The sequence below is a fragment of the Prevotella ihumii genome (genome assembly GCF_900155655.1).
GTDB lineage: Bacteria > Bacteroidota > Bacteroidia > Bacteroidales > Bacteroidaceae > Prevotella > Prevotella ihumii.
This window is the reverse complement of record NZ_LT706987.1, coordinates 819,705-834,784: the sequence shown is the minus strand read 5'-3', so window position 1 is coordinate 834,784 and position 15,080 is coordinate 819,705. Positions and strand designations below refer to the sequence as shown.

The window sequence follows — 15,080 nt, the reverse complement described above, 5'->3', positions numbered from 1 at the left end:
AATCTGAATATAAAATGAAAAAGAATTTTCTAATCGACAATAAAGTATTTTTTATTTCTCTATTTGTCAAATTTTTGCTGTTTGATTTGCTTTGGGCATTGCAAACTACATTTACCTTATTCTCTATTCCAGACCTTTATATCAATACAATTGCGTTTGCTTTCCTCTTTTCTTTACCAATAGTTCTGACGAAAAATAAGAAAATACATGTTGCTTTGATGCTTTTGTTGGATTGCATTTTAATTGCCAACCTTATGTATAATCGCACTTACAATACGATAATTCCATTTGATTCTTACTTTAGAATTGGCAATTTGAAGGATTTTTCAGAGAGTGTTATCGACCAAATGCGTTGGTATGATGTTATTTTACCGCTCGAAACTCTCTTTTTTTCAATATTATTATGGAAAAAGAAAAACAAATTTGACCATAGTTTGCGACAATATGCTTATGCAACAGGCTTGGCATTTGCATTGTCTGCAATCATTATTCTATGTCGAGGTGGCTTTGAAAAAGCAATAGAAAAACTTCAAACTCCCAACTCTTATACTTGTGTTGGTCCTGTTTATACTGTTTTTGGGTGCATACTTTACGACATAATATATGAAAATGAGGCATACACGGACGAGAAAAAGCAAATGGTTGAGGCTTGGTTTAAGGCGCAACCTCAATACAAACCATTGGGTAAAACCATTGCCGAGCGACGTAATTTAATCATTATCTACTGTGAATCTTTGGAAAGTTGGTGTATCGAAAAGAGTATTGAAGGAAAAGAAATCACCCCAAATTTGAATCAATTGCTAAGAGAAAAGAATACAATTTATGCTCCCTATGTTTTAACTCAGGTAAGGGGAGGACGTTCTATTGACGCCCAATTAATGTTAGATGCGGGATTATTGCCGATTCAAAACGGAAGTTATGCGTTTAAATACCCCACCAATCATTTTAAAACCCTTATTAAAGCCATGAAAGAACAAAGGCCAACGAAAGCCTATTTGCTCACCGTGGACAAACCTATCATATGGAATCAAAAGATAATAGGACAGCAATTTGGCTTTGATAAGATGTATTTTAAAAAAGATTGGAAGCCAACCGAAACTATGGGACCACAGAAAAATTTGGCTGATGGTGCCTTTGTCGAACAAGTAATAGAGAAGATGAAGCATGGCGAAATATGGAAAAATGGAGAAAATGCAGTCATTCAGATGGTTACTTATTCGGGGCATTCACCTTTTAAACTCCCTGAAACGATGCAGAAGATGAAGCTAAAAGAAACTTATCCGAACAAAATGGGCGATTATATGCTTACTGCAAATTATACAGACGATGCGTTAGGAAAGTTCATAACCTATTTAAAAACAAGAAAAGATTTTGATAAAACAATGATAGTTATCGTTGGCGACCACGAAGGATTGGCTGCTGACAGACAAGAAATTTGTAGTTCTCCGAAAGCTAAAAATATCGTTTCAAATCACGAATATACCCCTTTCATTGTCATCAATGCACCTATGAGCCTACGATACGAAAAAGTAATGGGACAAATCGACCAATATCCAACATTATTACAACTTTTAAAGCTCGATAATTATCCATGGAAAGGTTTGGGACAGAGTATTTTAGACACAACAAAACGCCCTGTTGCTGTTGGCTCAAAACTGAATGTTGAAAAGTCAGACAAAACGATTTCTGAACCTCAAATACAGCATGCAATACAAGCATTTGATATTTCAAATACAATTTTGAAATATGATTTGTTGAAATGAATGTCCTCTTTCGCGAGATATTGTTGATTTAAACAATTTACCTGCTGGTATTTATATTGTTAAGGCTGGTAATATATGACTCTTTTAGTCTATAATAAAGAGCCTTTTCACCAGTTGCCGGATTAAAACGTGTCTGTACATTTGCGTGCATAGGTGCAAAGTAACAAAAAAAAATTGATATGCTGGTGTCCGACAAATCAGATTTAGTCCGTATTCAGAAAACGCTACGGCTGATTATTAAGTACTTAGCAAACCTGAAACCCTCAAAACACACTGAAAATTTATGAAAAATAATTATGCCCGTTAAACTTGGGTGTAACTACTCAGTACCCCTATAGAAATAGGTATGCTGCCTTTACCCTTGCAAATTAGCAAGGGCGAGCAGTACGTCAAATTTGGAATTGCCGTTTTTCTTGGCGGTGTCAGTCACCGAATGCAGTTTCATGTAGATGTCAGCACCAGCGTCTGTTCTGAAGCAACCACTTACTTTCTGCTTGACTTTTATGTTCCTCACGCCTCTCTCACTGGCATTGTTGTCATATGGAACTCGCTTATCGGTGAGGAAGGTGAAGATGTAGTCATGGCATTTGTAGAGTCCTTTTTTCAAGGCGTTGAAGTCCTTGTGTAAGTGATTGGTGCTTTCTTCAAGCAGTCTGTCGAGCCTTTCGTAGAAACCGGCTGCAGCCTTTTTGACTTTCTCCATCGTCTTGCTTTTCCTTAGGTGAATCGCATCCTGCAACAACTCCGTAAGTCTCGTTGACCATGTCTGGTTCTTATCCAGGTCTGTGAGATATTGTATGTTCCTCAATAGATGCGCAATGCATACCTGATGTCCTTTGACGTTCAGCCTGAAATAGGTACTGTGCCTGTCCGTCACGAGCGTGATATCAGGAAGGTCGTTGGGGAAATGCTTCCTCGTTGCGGCCTTGCCGCGGGATTTGTCCTGGAAGAGATAGGTGAGATTGTCGTTCTGGAAGACCCATGCCCAATGGTGCTCCCCACCGACGTACAGCCCAGTCTCGTCGGCGCCAGCGACTTCGGCCTCTTCGATACGGTCGCGTATTTCCCTATAGGCATTCTCCGATTTCTTTCCCATCCGGGTCAGTATGTTCTGCACCGTTCCCTGGCTGATATGAAGATGGAATACATCGCGCAACATCTCGCACAGCCTTGCAAAGGGGATGTACTGGGAATGTCCGAAGTAAGCAATTATGGCATTTAGATTAGGGCCGTATGAAATGCGGCTGGTATACTTCTTTGAGGCTCTGCACTTGTTCGTGTGCCCGCATTTGCAGCGTTTGCCGAGCAGCACGTGCTCCGTAGTGGTGGGTTGTATGGAGGGAATGTCGACAACCTGCGACTTGCCAATCACCTCGGCCTCCACATCAGCGAGTGACTCGCCACAACACTCGCACACATCATCAGGATGGTGGTGGACGATAAGATCTGGTTCCTCATTGGTCTCAAGGAAATGCCCCTCATGCCCGGGCTGCCCGCCTGTCTTCCTGTCGCTCTTCTTCCTGAGCGACTTAGTGTGACGAACAATCTGGTTTCCTATTGAGTCTTGGGTGGGCGGAATACTACTGTTGCTACTGTCCTTTGGTGGTTCCTCATACTTTGACAGGCGTTGCCTCAGATCCCGTATGGTTTTATCCTTCTGGTTTACGAGACGGTTGAGACGGCTTATTTCGGTATCCTGGTCGGATACCTTCTTCTCCAACGAAGCAAATCTGTTTTCTATCGTCTGGAGTACATCTGCCTTGTCTGTCACTTGCTCATTCACGCTGCAAATATACTACGTAAATTTATTTCCTACAAGAGTATTAGAAAACTTAAACAGTTGAGATACAGACTGTTAAATGTAATATGGAGACTTTTAACAAAGCCTACCCCAAGGCGTGTAGGGGACTATGTTGAGTCTCCGAAAATAGATACAAAACACTGATACATAGGCGAATAAGCGTACTTTTGCTACCATCAAAAGGTATTTCCCATCCTCTCGGGCAGCCGTTCGTTTACTATTTGGAGCGGTTAGTTTTAACACTTCGGATTACTCTCTGATGGATTTACCATAGGGGTACTGAGTAGTTACACTTGGGTTAAATTTGTATTAAAATATAATAAAAAATTTGTTACATTGTTTTTATATTTTACTTTTGTACAAAATAGTAAAATACTTCTCAAAGTTGTATGATGTTGTTATATTATCTGCGATGCAAGTAAAGCTAAAAACTTTTTAATAAAAGTTCGGTATATAGTGTAAATGTTAACTTAAAAAAGAATCTATTGCACATATGATTAATTTTAGAGGATTAAGTAACTAATCAAAATTAAGCGACATGTTTAGAGAAGTTTATACGCAACCCCTTTCCGATATCTGCCAAAGCTCTGTTGGTGGTATAGAAAAGTATGTCAGTAGTTATATAATCTTGTGGTCTTATCCACTTGCCTTTAAGAATACGCCAAAGTGTTTCCGCAATATTCAATTGTGGCGAATATGGAGGCAAGAAAAAGAGGAAAAGTCCTCTTTGCTCCCATATTGGGCGAAGTTCTTTGATCTTCTTGTTTCTATGTACGGAAGCATTGTCAAGGACAACAAAAGTGTCCATCTCCAAGTTGAACGAAAAATCATCAAGGAAACTGAGGACTTTATCTGCCGTCATCTTTTCGAATGTGGTGAATCCATTGTAACGGTTATCACGGTCTATCATTCCAAAGATATTGAGTCGTGCCACCCTTTGGGAGGGGACATAAACATCCTCCCCTTGCAGTTGCCAACCGTAAGGGACATATCCTTCAGTACAAGTGTGGCTCTCATCAGCATAATAGAGCCTAATGCGTCCTTCAGACGCTTGATTTTCAAGTTTTTGCAACTTCTCGACTTTGTATTCATAGAGTTGCGGCGAGGGTTCTCCCCTTGGGCGTTTTCTTATTCGCTTATATCTTGCGCCAATGCTGATAAAAAACGTTTGAATGTTGAGTCGCTTGCCTCTTTGCCCGAGGCTTGCTCCCATGCCGCTCTTGCCTTGCTCACGCTCTGTCTGTCTTGCTCTATTGCACGACGCACAGCTTCCTCGTCCGAACAGTCCATAATAGGTTTTCGACCTCTGCCAGAACGGGTATTCAATCCGTCTATTCCTTCGGACTTGAAACGTTTTACCCAAGCGTTTACGCTCACGTGGCTCATTTCCGTTTGCACGCCCGCTGCTGCAGAAGACAGTCCGTCTGCTTTCAGTAACACAGCACGACAACGCATGCGGAAGCAGTGCTTTTCGCCTAAGCGAAATCCTTTTTCGAGTGCGAGGCGTTCTGCCTCCGTCAACTCCAATACTTTTGGCTTTCCCATTGCATATAAAACGGAAAAATACAATAAATATTTTATGTAAACTAATTTTGCTCACTTACTTATTATTTAAACCTTTGCATAATATAGAGGAAATGTCTATATTATTGTGTCAAGCATTGCATATAAAATTAACCAAATGTCTATTATGTAAAGAATTGGAAGAACATCCTGATTTTCCTAGTTTAGGTGCAGTAAAAGATGTTTTTGGGAAATTCAATATTTCATCAATAGCTTTAAAGTTAGAAGATAAAAGTAATATAGAAAAGATTGAAGGTTGTTTTTTAGCACAAATAATAGATATAAAAAATAACTCCAATTTATTTGCAATTATCTATAGTCAAGATGAAGACAAGCTTAATTGGTATAACCCTATTAAGAAGAAAAAAGAGTTAATTGATAGAGATTTTTTTTTAGATCTATTCACTGGGTATATCTTTTATGCGGAATCAAATAAAAATTCAGGAGATAGAGAGTATTCATATACTCGAAAAAAAGAAAATCAAAGCAATATGTTTAGTATATTGCTTTCAGTTTCTATTTTTTCTTATCTTCTGTTTTCTTTATTTTTTATAAAGACTAATTTTGTAAAAATCTATTTCGTTGTTTTTATATTATTTCTATTATTGGGTGGGGTTATTACTGCTTTAATGCTTTTGTATGAGTATGATAAGAATTCGCCTACGCTTCGGAAAATATGTAATTCAAGCCGTAAGGTTAATTGTTTAGCAGTCTTATCTTCTAAAGGTTCTAAAATATGGGGTGTTCCTTGGACTGTAATAGGATTTTCTTATTATTTAGGTTTACTTTTTTCTTTATTAATTAATTCGTTTAGTACTAATATTTTTGTAACAGTTAGTTACTTTAATTTATTATCGCTTCCTTATATTATTTATTCTGTTTATTACCAGAAATTTATAATTAAGCAATGGTGCATCTTATGTTTATTAGTTCAATTTATAAACTTAGCACTTTTCATTTTATCTGTTTTAGCTGGTTCTTTTTCTGATAGTTTTAAATTTGATATTTTTTCAACATTTAGCATATTTGGCTCTTTTATATTCTCTTTTGGAGTAGCTTATCTTTTATGGCTATATATTCAAGGGATAAAAGACAATAAAGATTCATCTAATCTTTTAAAAAAGCTAAAATATAACAGAGATGTTTTTTTCTCATTATTAAAAAATGAGAAGAAGATAGAAGGAATAACAAATGATTTTGGTGTAATTTTAGGAAATCCTAATGGCAGTATACATATTGTTAAGGTTTGTAATCCATATTGTTATTACTGCTCATTATCACATCCTATTTTGAGTCAGTTGGTAAAANGTTGCCGGATTAAAACGTGTCTGTACATTTGCGTGCATAGGTGCAAAGTAACAAAAAAAAATTGATATGCTGGTGTCCTACAAATCAGATTTAGCCCGTATTCAGAAAACGCTACGGCTGATTATTAAGTACTTAGCAAACCTGAAACCCTCAAAACACACTGAAAATTTATGAAAAATAATTATGCCCGTTAAACTTGGGCTAATGATGAGATAAAATTACAAATTATCTTTTTTGAAGATCCAACCTCTGAAGAATATAAGAATACCCCTATTGAAACATTCTTAAGTTCATATTATGAAGATAAAGATATGGAATCAATTCTATCTGATTGGTATAATAATGATAATAAAAACCTTGAAGAATTTATCCGATTACACCCTATAAGAGAAGATCATTCTTCTAAAAATAAATCAAATGCTATAAGTATGTTTGACTTTTGTGTGAAGAATAAAATATCATATACTCCAAGTATCTTTATAAATGGCTATGAATTGCCTGAAATATATAATTTCAGCGATTTATTATATTTTTTTATATTGCTGTCCGGTAAAACTTTTTCAAACAAAATAAATTAGGGCTGACACATCTCACGAGGTGTCAGCCCTTTTGGTTATCTTTGTCTTTACTAAAATAAAACATAACCATGAACAAAGATAGTCATTTTACCGGACAGCCGGTCTATAGTCAAGTATTAAAGTTACTCGACAAAGAGAAAATTCTTCAGATAAGCTGCGAAACGAAAGGAAGCGAGGCTTACGTGAAGCGCTTTGACGGCTACCAACATCTCGTCGTAATGCTGTTCGGCATACTCAAACACTTTGATTCTCTGCGCGAACTTGAGATAGGCATGAAGGCTGAGGCTCACAAGCTCAGACACCTCGGAATGAGCTATTTGGTTCGTCGCAGCACGCTTGCTGAGGCCAATATACGCCGCCCTCAGGAGTTCTTTGCAAGTGTTTATGCGTATCTTTTGGAGAAGTATGCCAAATTTTTAGCGGACAGCCGCCCTTCCAAGTGCTATAAGGGGCAGACGCACGAGCCTAAAGACTGGGAGAAGTTGCTTTACATGATGGATTCTACCACTATAACGCTCTTTGACAACATACTCAAAGGTGTCGGGCGGCATCCAAAATCAGGCAAGAAGAAAGGCGGTATGAAAGTGCATACGGTAATGAAGTATCATGTCGGCGTGCCAATGGTGGTGCAACTCACTTCAGCTGCAAAACACGACCATTACCTGCTCAAAGAGGTGCATCTGCCCAAAGACGCCACTTTAGCAATGGACCGTGGTTATGTCGATGTCGCGCAATTCCAACGTCTTACAGAAGAGGGCGTTTGCTACGTGACCAAAATGAAGAAAAACCTTAAGTATGAGGTACTTAAATCCGTTACGTATGTCAATGCAGAGGGCCTCGTAACGCATATTGATCAGAAAGTGCTTTTTACAAGAGGAGAACTCACCCACGAGGCACGAAGGGTGGAGATATTTTACGAGACAAAGAGACCTGTTGTACTATTGACCAACAACTTTGACTTTACTGTTGAGGACATTGCTGAAATCTACCGCCTAAGATGGGCTATCGAGTCGTTGTACAAACAGCTCAAACAGAATTTCCCACTTCATTTCTTCTATGGGGACAGCGTCAACGCCGTACAAATACAGACATGGGTGGTTCTGATAGCCAATCTGCTGATAACAGTTCTGTCGAGAAGCATCAAGCGACACTGTGCATTCTCACAAGTTGTTACCATGGTACGACTTATGCTTATGTACTACGTCGATTTTATCGCATTTATGGAAAACCCCGAAAAAACTTGGAATGATTTCCTTGCAAAGGAGATGCAAAAAGCACCACCAGAACCAAGTCTTTTCGACTAGGGGGCTTACTTTTGAAAAAAATAACCCCCGAAGTCCAATTTTACAGGGCTTCGGGGAGGATATTTATGCTCTTTTGAGTTTTACCGGACAGCAATAATAATCAATAAGCCATATCCTTGTTTCTGATGTCAGGATAGACTTTTTCAGAGGTTCTGATATTATTTTGGCACGTTTCCCTTTCGCGGGAAACCGTATATAGTATGATTTTTCTACGTGTATTTTAAATTATCTAAGCTTTGATAAGTATTTATCTAAGCTTAGATAATAGTTTATCAAAGCTTAGATAAATGTTTCTCACAGCTGTGATAATTCAATTTTCACGCACGTAAATAGTATTAGAACGGGTATAAATATCTTCAGAACCTGTACTTTTGTCAGTCCTTAACGCTCAGAAAGGTTTCGGAATATTATTCTTTTGCATTGGTTTTGGCTTTTTTTTAAGATGTTTTAGTGTTAAAAGACTGTTAAATTAATACTTATTTTGAGAATTTATTATCTATATATGTATCTTTGTAAAGAAAAATAACGAAACCTAAAAAGTTGATAATTAAAACTCTAAAATCTTATGAGAATCTATATTAAAAAGCACATTCAATGTATTTGTCTGCTGTTATTGTTTTTTGCTTTGCCTGCACAGGCGAATGATTACAAACATTCCGTTGAAGGTTCTGTTGTTGATAACATCACAGGTATGGGGGTTACAGCCAAAATTACCTTAATGACTGCCGACAGTGTTGTTATTGATACGATTACAGCGGATATAGAAGAGATGCCTTGGGATATTGGTTATCACAAGGCTTATTATGAATTTAAAGATGCTGTAACGTCGAAAGGGAAGTACATTATTAAGGCTGAGAAAGAGGGCTACGACGTTTGTTATATGAATTGCGAATTAAGAAGCACTCGCGAAGACTATATTAAAGTAAAAGAAATCCGAATGACGAAGATTGTAGAACACGAACTGAAGGAAGTTACGGTTGTTGCTTCAAAGGTGAAAATGGTCATGAAAGGCGATACCATTGTCTACAATGCCAATGCTTTTAATTTAGCCGAAGGCAATATGCTCGATGCCTTGATTGCCCGTCTGCCGGGTGCAAAGTTAGAGAAAGACGGAAGGATTTATGTGAATGGGAGGTTCATTCAGAGTCTGTTGGTAAACGGACAGGAATTCTTTGCCGGCAATCCTAAACTGGCTTTAGAGAACCTTCCTGCCTATACGGTGAACAAAATAAAGGTATATAACAAGGCGGGAACAAAGTCAAGGCTGATGCAACAAAATATGGGAGATAATACTTACGTGATGGACGTCAGGTTGAAACGTGAATATGCAACGGGCTATATGGGCGATTTGGAAGCTGGTGGCGGTACACAGAAGCGTTACAAACTTCGTGGTTTCGGTATGAAGTTCTCCGATAAAGAACGTATGGGAGCCTTCTTCAATATCAATAATCTGAACGATAATCAGCGTGCTGAACTCACTGGAGAATGGAGTCCACAAGATGTTGGTAATGGTTTGCTTACTGTAAAGAATGCAGGCGCATCGTATTTGCATTTCTTGGGTAATGAATTTTCTTGGTTCTCAACCGAAAATACTTGGCAACATATCAACACAAACAACGAGTCTGTTACACACAAGCAGACTTATTTGCCTGAAGGAAACTCATTCTTACACAATCATAGCAAACAACTGAGTAGTTCGGATAAGTGGGAAAGCATAAACCGTCTTTCTATTGATAAGACTAATTACTCTACATCTAACTCTCTTAGTATTTCCTATCTGCGCAATAATGGGTTTGGAAGTACGAACAGCGCCACTGCAAATGAAACAACAAGGCTGAATACTTTGCTATCGAGAAACAGTCTTGAATCAAGCGATTTCAACTTTGACTTCTCGACAGACAATTATGTTAAGTACATTACAGACTTAATACGCGGAGACTTTTCTGTAAGTTACAATCGTAATAAGCAAAAGCAGTTTATGTTGAACAACGTTCAATATTTGCAGGGAGGTCTGCCCAACGACAATCGTAACAATTACTTTGATATGCCCAATCAGAAGTTGAAGCTATCTGCTAGTGTGGGCTATGATTTAAATATACGTAAGACAACGTTTGCTCCAAGTTATTCTTATACCTACACTTACAACAAGGCAAGTGAATTGCTTTACCGTCTTGACTGGATTGCTGGAAGAGATATTAATCAATTTAATGTCTTGCCTTCTGCTTCAAATGCTTTGCTTTCTGTATTGGATAATAACAATAGTTATCGTTTTAATGAGTATCGAAACGAACATAGATTTAATTTCCACTACTTCAAATTCTGTAGAAAACTATTCGATGGAGAGTTTACAGTAAACCTTCCGTTGCGTTTATTAAATGCTGACTTCCATTATTATGGTGTGAACGAGCAACGTTTTTCTCGTCGTAAATTATTCTTTGAACCAAACATACGAATTAGTCATTGGGGCGATGATGTATCGTGGGATTTTACTGCAGGTATGAAATCAGACTTTCCAACTCTGCTTGCCACAGCAGATTATCGCAACGACAGCGACCCTCTGAACATTCGATTGGGTAATAAAGACTTACGTAACCTGCATCATTATGATGTAAATGCCAATATTACCTTTAATGGAGAAAAGGAACAAACAATTAGTTTATCAGCTAATTATCACCGAACAGACAACCAAGTGGCATACGCGCTCATCTTCGATAATGCTACAGGAATTTCAACAATATATCCTACTAATGTGAATGGCAATTGGAATACAAAGTTTGAAGTGGAGTTTAAACGTGCATTGGATAAAGCAAACAAAATCCTGTTCAGTAACAATTTCTCTACGAATTATAACCACAGTGTAGATATGGCTTCAATAGCAGGAAGCACTGAAAGCCAACGAAGCATTGTAAATAACTGGGAGTTTGGCGATGAACTGAAGGTTAATTATCGTCTGAACGACAACTATGAATTTACATTCCATACAGGTGGAAAGTACTATCTTATAAATAGTGCGCGTGTAGGCTTTGAGAAAATCAAGGCATCTGACTACAACATAGGGCTGAATGCACAGATTGTATTGCCTTGGGAGTTGCAACTTACCACCGACATAACGATGTTTGCAAGGCGAGGCTATCAACAAACAGAGATGAATACCACCGATTGGATTTGGAATGTTCAGTTGGCACGTACCTTCTTAAAAGGACATCTTACCGCTAAACTACAAGGTTTCGACCTGTTGCAACAACTGTCAAACACACGCTACGTTATTAATTCGCAAGGACGTACAGAGTCGTGGAACAACAGCATACCACGATATGTAATGCTTTCTCTTGCGTGGAAGTTCAACATTAACCCCAAAAAGAAATAATTAATTCTTTTCAAGATTAGAATGTTGAATGATGTAAATAGTAATAAGAAATAACCCACTGGCGGAATTAATTTAAGTTGATAAATATGAATAAAAAGTTGTACATATCATTGATTTTTAGTAACTTAGTAGTATTCAAAACGTTAAGTTCAAACCATCGTATGTACAACCTTTATACAAAATTCGTCAAAATACTTGAGATATGCAAGCAATTCTTTGAAAATCTCGTCAATGAATCGGGTAATGTTCCACGTCGTGGTTCCGTTCCTAAGTTTTCGGACTTGGAAGTGGTAGCATTATCCCTGACGGCAGAGGCAGAGAGCATTGATAGCGAGAAGTGGCTGTTCGACTATAAACTGCAAGAGTACAAGGACAGCATTCCCAATCTCATATCAAGGAGACAATTCAATGACCGTAGAAAGAAAACAGCTGGCTTGTGTGAGGAACTGCGCAAGAGGATAGCCATGGAAATGGATGGCGGAGAGGAACAGTTCTTTGTTGACTCCAAGCCAATAGAGGTCTGTAGGGTAGCAAGAGGAAAACGTTGTAAGATGGGACGTACCAGTGATTTCTCGCAAGCTCCCGACTTTGGTTTCTGTGCTTCGCAGAATACATACTATTTTGGCTATAAGTTACATGCACTCTGTGGCTTAAGCGGAGTTATCCATTCCTACGATCTGTCAAAGGCAAGTATGGCTGACCTCCGTTATATGAAAGATGTAAAACATACTTATCACGACTGTAGCAGCTATGGCGACAAGGGGTATATTGGAGCTGACGTACAGCTTAACCTATTCGAGACTGCACACATAAAACTGGAGTGTCCATATCGGCACAACCAAAAGGACTGGAAACCGACATTCGTACCGTTGGCAAAGGCAAGAAAGAGAATTGAAACGCTATTCTCGCAACTTACAGACCAATTCTTGGTCATCAGGAACTATGCGAAAATAACGAATGGTTTGTTTGCCAGAATCATTGGCAAGATTAGCGCACTCACCATTCTGCAATACGTAAACTTCATTAACAATAGACCAATTGGCAGAATTAAATATGCACTAAATTAATTCCGCCAACGGGTATAAAAAAGATGTCTATTTGAGTTGTTCTGGTGTTGTTAGAACAATTCCACCGAATAGAGCGTTTTCAATTGTAAGATTATATTTATAAAGTTCTTCCTCAAGTCCTGATAAGACCATTATATTGAACATAACACAATTACCATTAATAAGCACACAATATTGATATATGTCAAAATCGATACCGTCATTTTGAAACCTGTCATCTTTACTCAAAGAATAGCTTAACTTTGTTTTTAGTGCATGCTTCCCTTGTAATAAAACTTTTTTTGAATATATGAGCCTTATTCCAGAATCTTGCTCTATATTTTCTGATATACCTCTTAAGAAATCTTGATGATTCTTCCATATATCATTAATTTTAGAGTTAAGTTTGGAAGTTAATATATAGGCTACTATATGTGATTCAGAATCTGAAGCTGCGAAGATGGAACCCTTTTGTCTTAGTGGCTGAAGTTTCCAATTAAATTCCTCATTAAGATGCCATATAAAACCATATTTGTAATTAATATATGTTTGTTGTGATTCTTCCCATTTTGAATCCTGCTCTTGCGCACTAATATGAAGGCAAAATGTCACAAACAATATTACCAATAGTACGCTTTTAATATTTATCTGAAACCTCATAGCCATAATTCTAAATTTTATGCAAAGGTAAACAATATTTTTAATAAATCTACTTGAAGACAATAGCGGAGTCAAGCGTAGACGTCGCCAAGCGTCGTTGTCCGACAGTGAAATTATGACCATTTTGTTGTATTTTCATTTTGGTACATTCCGCAATTTCAAGCATTACTATCTGTTCTTCATCAAGGGTACGATGAAGTCTTATTTTCCGAAAGCCGTGTCGTACAATCGCGTTGTGGAGTTGGAAAGCCGCGTGTTCTTCCAGCTCATGTTCTTCCTTAATTTGGGAGCTTTCGGAAGATGTACCGGCATAACATTCGTTGATTCCACGATGATACCTGTATGCCATAATCTCAGGAGATATGCCAATAAGGTATTCAAGAGAATTGCCACTGACGGAAAAGGAACAATGGGTTGGTGCCATGGCTTTAAGCTCCACCTTGCGTGCAATGACAGAGGCGAGATAATAGCCTTTGTCCTTACAGGCGCAAATGTCAGCGACAAGGATCCGAATGTGTTCAAGGTTCTCGCTAAACGACTGTACGGCAAGCTGTTCGCTGATAAAGGCTATATTTCGCAGAAGCTGTTTGACTTCCTCTTTGAGGATGGAATACAACTGATAACTGGGTTGCGCGTAAACATGAAAAACAAGCTGATGCCATTCTATGACAGAATGATGCTGCGCAAGAGATACATCATCGAAACAATCAACGATATGCTGAAGAATACGGCACAGATTGTACACTCACGCCATAGATCTATAAGCAACTTTATCATGAACCTTATTTCGGCATTGGGAGCATATTGTTTCTTCGACAACAAGCCAAAGGCATTGCAGGGATACTGCATCGAAGACACCAAACAGCTGTCACTATTCTAAGGGCAAAACAATTTCTTTCAGCCTTCTGTTATTACCCACTCCTAATGGTATGGGGAGGAGGCATATTCACGCTGCATTTATATCGTATTAGACACTCAGTTATCCCGAACTGGGGTATTACTGACAACAGACAATGTGAGCCAGAGTCCTTTCCTTGGGTAGAAATGGATGGGGCTCGATGCCCCACCATTTCTTCGACAACAGCGTAAAGTATCACCGTCATCCTTCCTTGGGTGCTGTAAAAGTACATCTTTTTTTTGGAATACGATAGTATTATGGCAAAAAAATGCATATCACGCACTCTTTTCATAACGGGTCATTGGAATCTCATGTGCGATACCCTGGTGTGGTCGTCTCTTGTTGTAGTACTCAATCCAATTCTTTATCCCTTCACGTAGCAGACACACGTCATCCTCTGGATTCAGATAAATATACTCCGTTTTAATAGTACGCCAGAAGCGCTCAATCCATATGTTATCCTTGCATCTGCCACGTCCATCCATACTGATGGTTATACCTAAATCCTCGCAGGTAGATGTCCATTCCTCGCTGGTGTACTGGCTGCCCTGATCAGAGTTGATGATTTCTGGATTTCCGTAAGCATTGACAGCCGTATGCAGCACCTCTATGCTATTGGCCTTTTCAAGAGTGTTATGCAGTCCCCAGGCCATAATACAGCGACTGTAGACATCAATGATAGCCGTAAGATACATAAAGCCCTTCCTCATAGGAATATAGGTGATGTCTATACTCCACACGTGATTTGGATGGTTTATGTCCAAATGTCGCAAGAGGTAAGGCTTCTTGTAT

12 protein-coding genes are annotated in these 15,080 nt (G+C 38.5%); 7 read left to right on the top strand and 5 right to left on the bottom strand.

Going from position 1 to position 15,080, the window contains the following annotated elements; genetic code table 11:
- Nucleotides 1-14: 14 nt before the first annotated feature.
- A complete protein-coding gene (locus tag CZ367_RS03955) occupies nt 15-1,763 on the top strand; it encodes an LTA synthase family protein (protein ID WP_077195719.1) in 1,749 nt (582 codons plus the stop codon).
- A gap of 355 nt (nt 1,764-2,118) precedes the next feature.
- Here the strand turns inward: CZ367_RS03955 and tnpC are convergent, their stop codons facing one another.
- From tnpC to CZ367_RS03940, 3 genes are all read right to left on the bottom strand, one after another.
- Entirely contained in the window at nt 2,119-3,534 is a 1,416-nt protein-coding gene (gene tnpC, locus CZ367_RS14780; RefSeq protein WP_237581533.1) for an IS66 family transposase, read from the bottom strand.
- Between the two features lie 559 nt (nt 3,535-4,093).
- Entirely contained in the window at nt 4,094-4,777 is a 684-nt protein-coding gene (locus CZ367_RS03945) for an IS630 family transposase (protein ID WP_144005935.1), read from the bottom strand.
- Nucleotides 4,693-5,109: a helix-turn-helix domain-containing protein gene (locus tag CZ367_RS03940; protein WP_202613108.1), complete on the bottom strand. Its 417-nt coding sequence runs from the start codon at nt 5,107-5,109 to the stop codon at nt 4,693-4,695. Before CZ367_RS03940 ends, CZ367_RS03945 begins: the two co-directional genes overlap by 85 nt.
- A 92-nt stretch (nt 5,110-5,201) precedes the next feature.
- On the opposite strand from CZ367_RS03940, the gene CZ367_RS03935 reads away from it, so the two are divergent.
- From CZ367_RS03935 to CZ367_RS03915, 5 genes are all read left to right on the top strand, one after another.
- On the top strand, nt 5,202-6,500 hold the full coding sequence (locus CZ367_RS03935; RefSeq protein ID WP_077195717.1) for a vitamin K epoxide reductase family protein: 1,299 nt from the start codon (nt 5,202-5,204) through the stop codon (nt 6,498-6,500).
- Between the two features lie 246 nt (nt 6,501-6,746).
- Nucleotides 6,747-7,013, top strand: a complete 267-nt coding sequence (locus tag CZ367_RS03930) for a hypothetical protein (RefSeq protein ID WP_077195716.1) — start codon at nt 6,747-6,749, stop codon at nt 7,011-7,013.
- Between the two features lie 68 nt (nt 7,014-7,081).
- Nucleotides 7,082-8,317, top strand: a complete 1,236-nt coding sequence (locus CZ367_RS03925; protein WP_077195715.1) for an IS4 family transposase — start codon at nt 7,082-7,084, stop codon at nt 8,315-8,317.
- Nucleotides 8,318-8,882: 565 nt separating this feature from the next.
- The gene (locus tag CZ367_RS03920) at nt 8,883-11,684 is read left to right on the top strand and encodes an outer membrane beta-barrel protein (protein WP_077195714.1); all 2,802 of its coding nucleotides are present in this window, start codon (nt 8,883-8,885) and stop codon (nt 11,682-11,684) included.
- A gap of 86 nt (nt 11,685-11,770) precedes the next feature.
- Nucleotides 11,771-12,751, top strand: coding sequence for an IS982 family transposase (locus CZ367_RS03915; protein WP_077195713.1), 981 nt, complete (start codon nt 11,771-11,773; stop codon nt 12,749-12,751).
- Between the two features lie 27 nt (nt 12,752-12,778).
- On the opposite strand, the gene CZ367_RS03910 is transcribed toward CZ367_RS03915, so the two are convergent.
- Nucleotides 12,779-13,396 (bottom strand): hypothetical protein, encoded by a 618-nt coding sequence (locus tag CZ367_RS03910; RefSeq protein ID WP_077195712.1) that lies wholly within the window; start codon nt 13,394-13,396, stop codon nt 12,779-12,781.
- Nucleotides 13,397-13,433: 37 nt separating this feature from the next.
- Here CZ367_RS03910 and CZ367_RS03905 point away from each other — a divergent pair, with 37 nt between their 5' ends.
- Complete coding sequence (locus tag CZ367_RS03905; protein WP_449421164.1) at nt 13,434-14,270, top strand: IS982 family transposase; 837 nt, start codon at nt 13,434-13,436, stop codon at nt 14,268-14,270.
- A 293-nt stretch (nt 14,271-14,563) separates the two neighbouring features.
- Here CZ367_RS03905 and CZ367_RS03900 read toward each other — a convergent pair.
- The coding region (locus tag CZ367_RS03900; protein ID WP_144006016.1) for an IS3 family transposase at nt 14,564-15,080 on the bottom strand (517 nt) is incomplete at its 5' end.

Coding starts and splice junctions, on each gene's coding strand:
- CZ367_RS03945 (WP_144005935.1), bottom strand. CDS start 4,777: ATGGGAGCAAGCCTCGGGCAAAGAGGCAAGCGACTCAACATTCAAACG.
- CZ367_RS03940 (WP_202613108.1), bottom strand. CDS start 5,109: ATGGGAAAGCCAAAAGTATTGGAGTTGACGGAGGCAGAACGCCTCGCA.
- CZ367_RS03925 (WP_077195715.1), top strand. CDS start 7,082: ATGAACAAAGATAGTCATTTTACCGGACAGCCGGTCTATAGTCAAGTA.
- CZ367_RS03910 (WP_077195712.1), bottom strand. CDS start 13,396: ATGGCTATGAGGTTTCAGATAAATATTAAAAGCGTACTATTGGTAATA.
- CZ367_RS03915 (WP_077195713.1), top strand. CDS start 11,771: ATGAATAAAAAGTTGTACATATCATTGATTTTTAGTAACTTAGTAGTA.
- CZ367_RS03930 (WP_077195716.1), top strand. CDS start 6,747: ATGGAATCAATTCTATCTGATTGGTATAATAATGATAATAAAAACCTT.
- CZ367_RS03955 (WP_077195719.1), top strand. CDS start 15: ATGAAAAAGAATTTTCTAATCGACAATAAAGTATTTTTTATTTCTCTA.
- CZ367_RS03920 (WP_077195714.1), top strand. CDS start 8,883: ATGAGAATCTATATTAAAAAGCACATTCAATGTATTTGTCTGCTGTTA.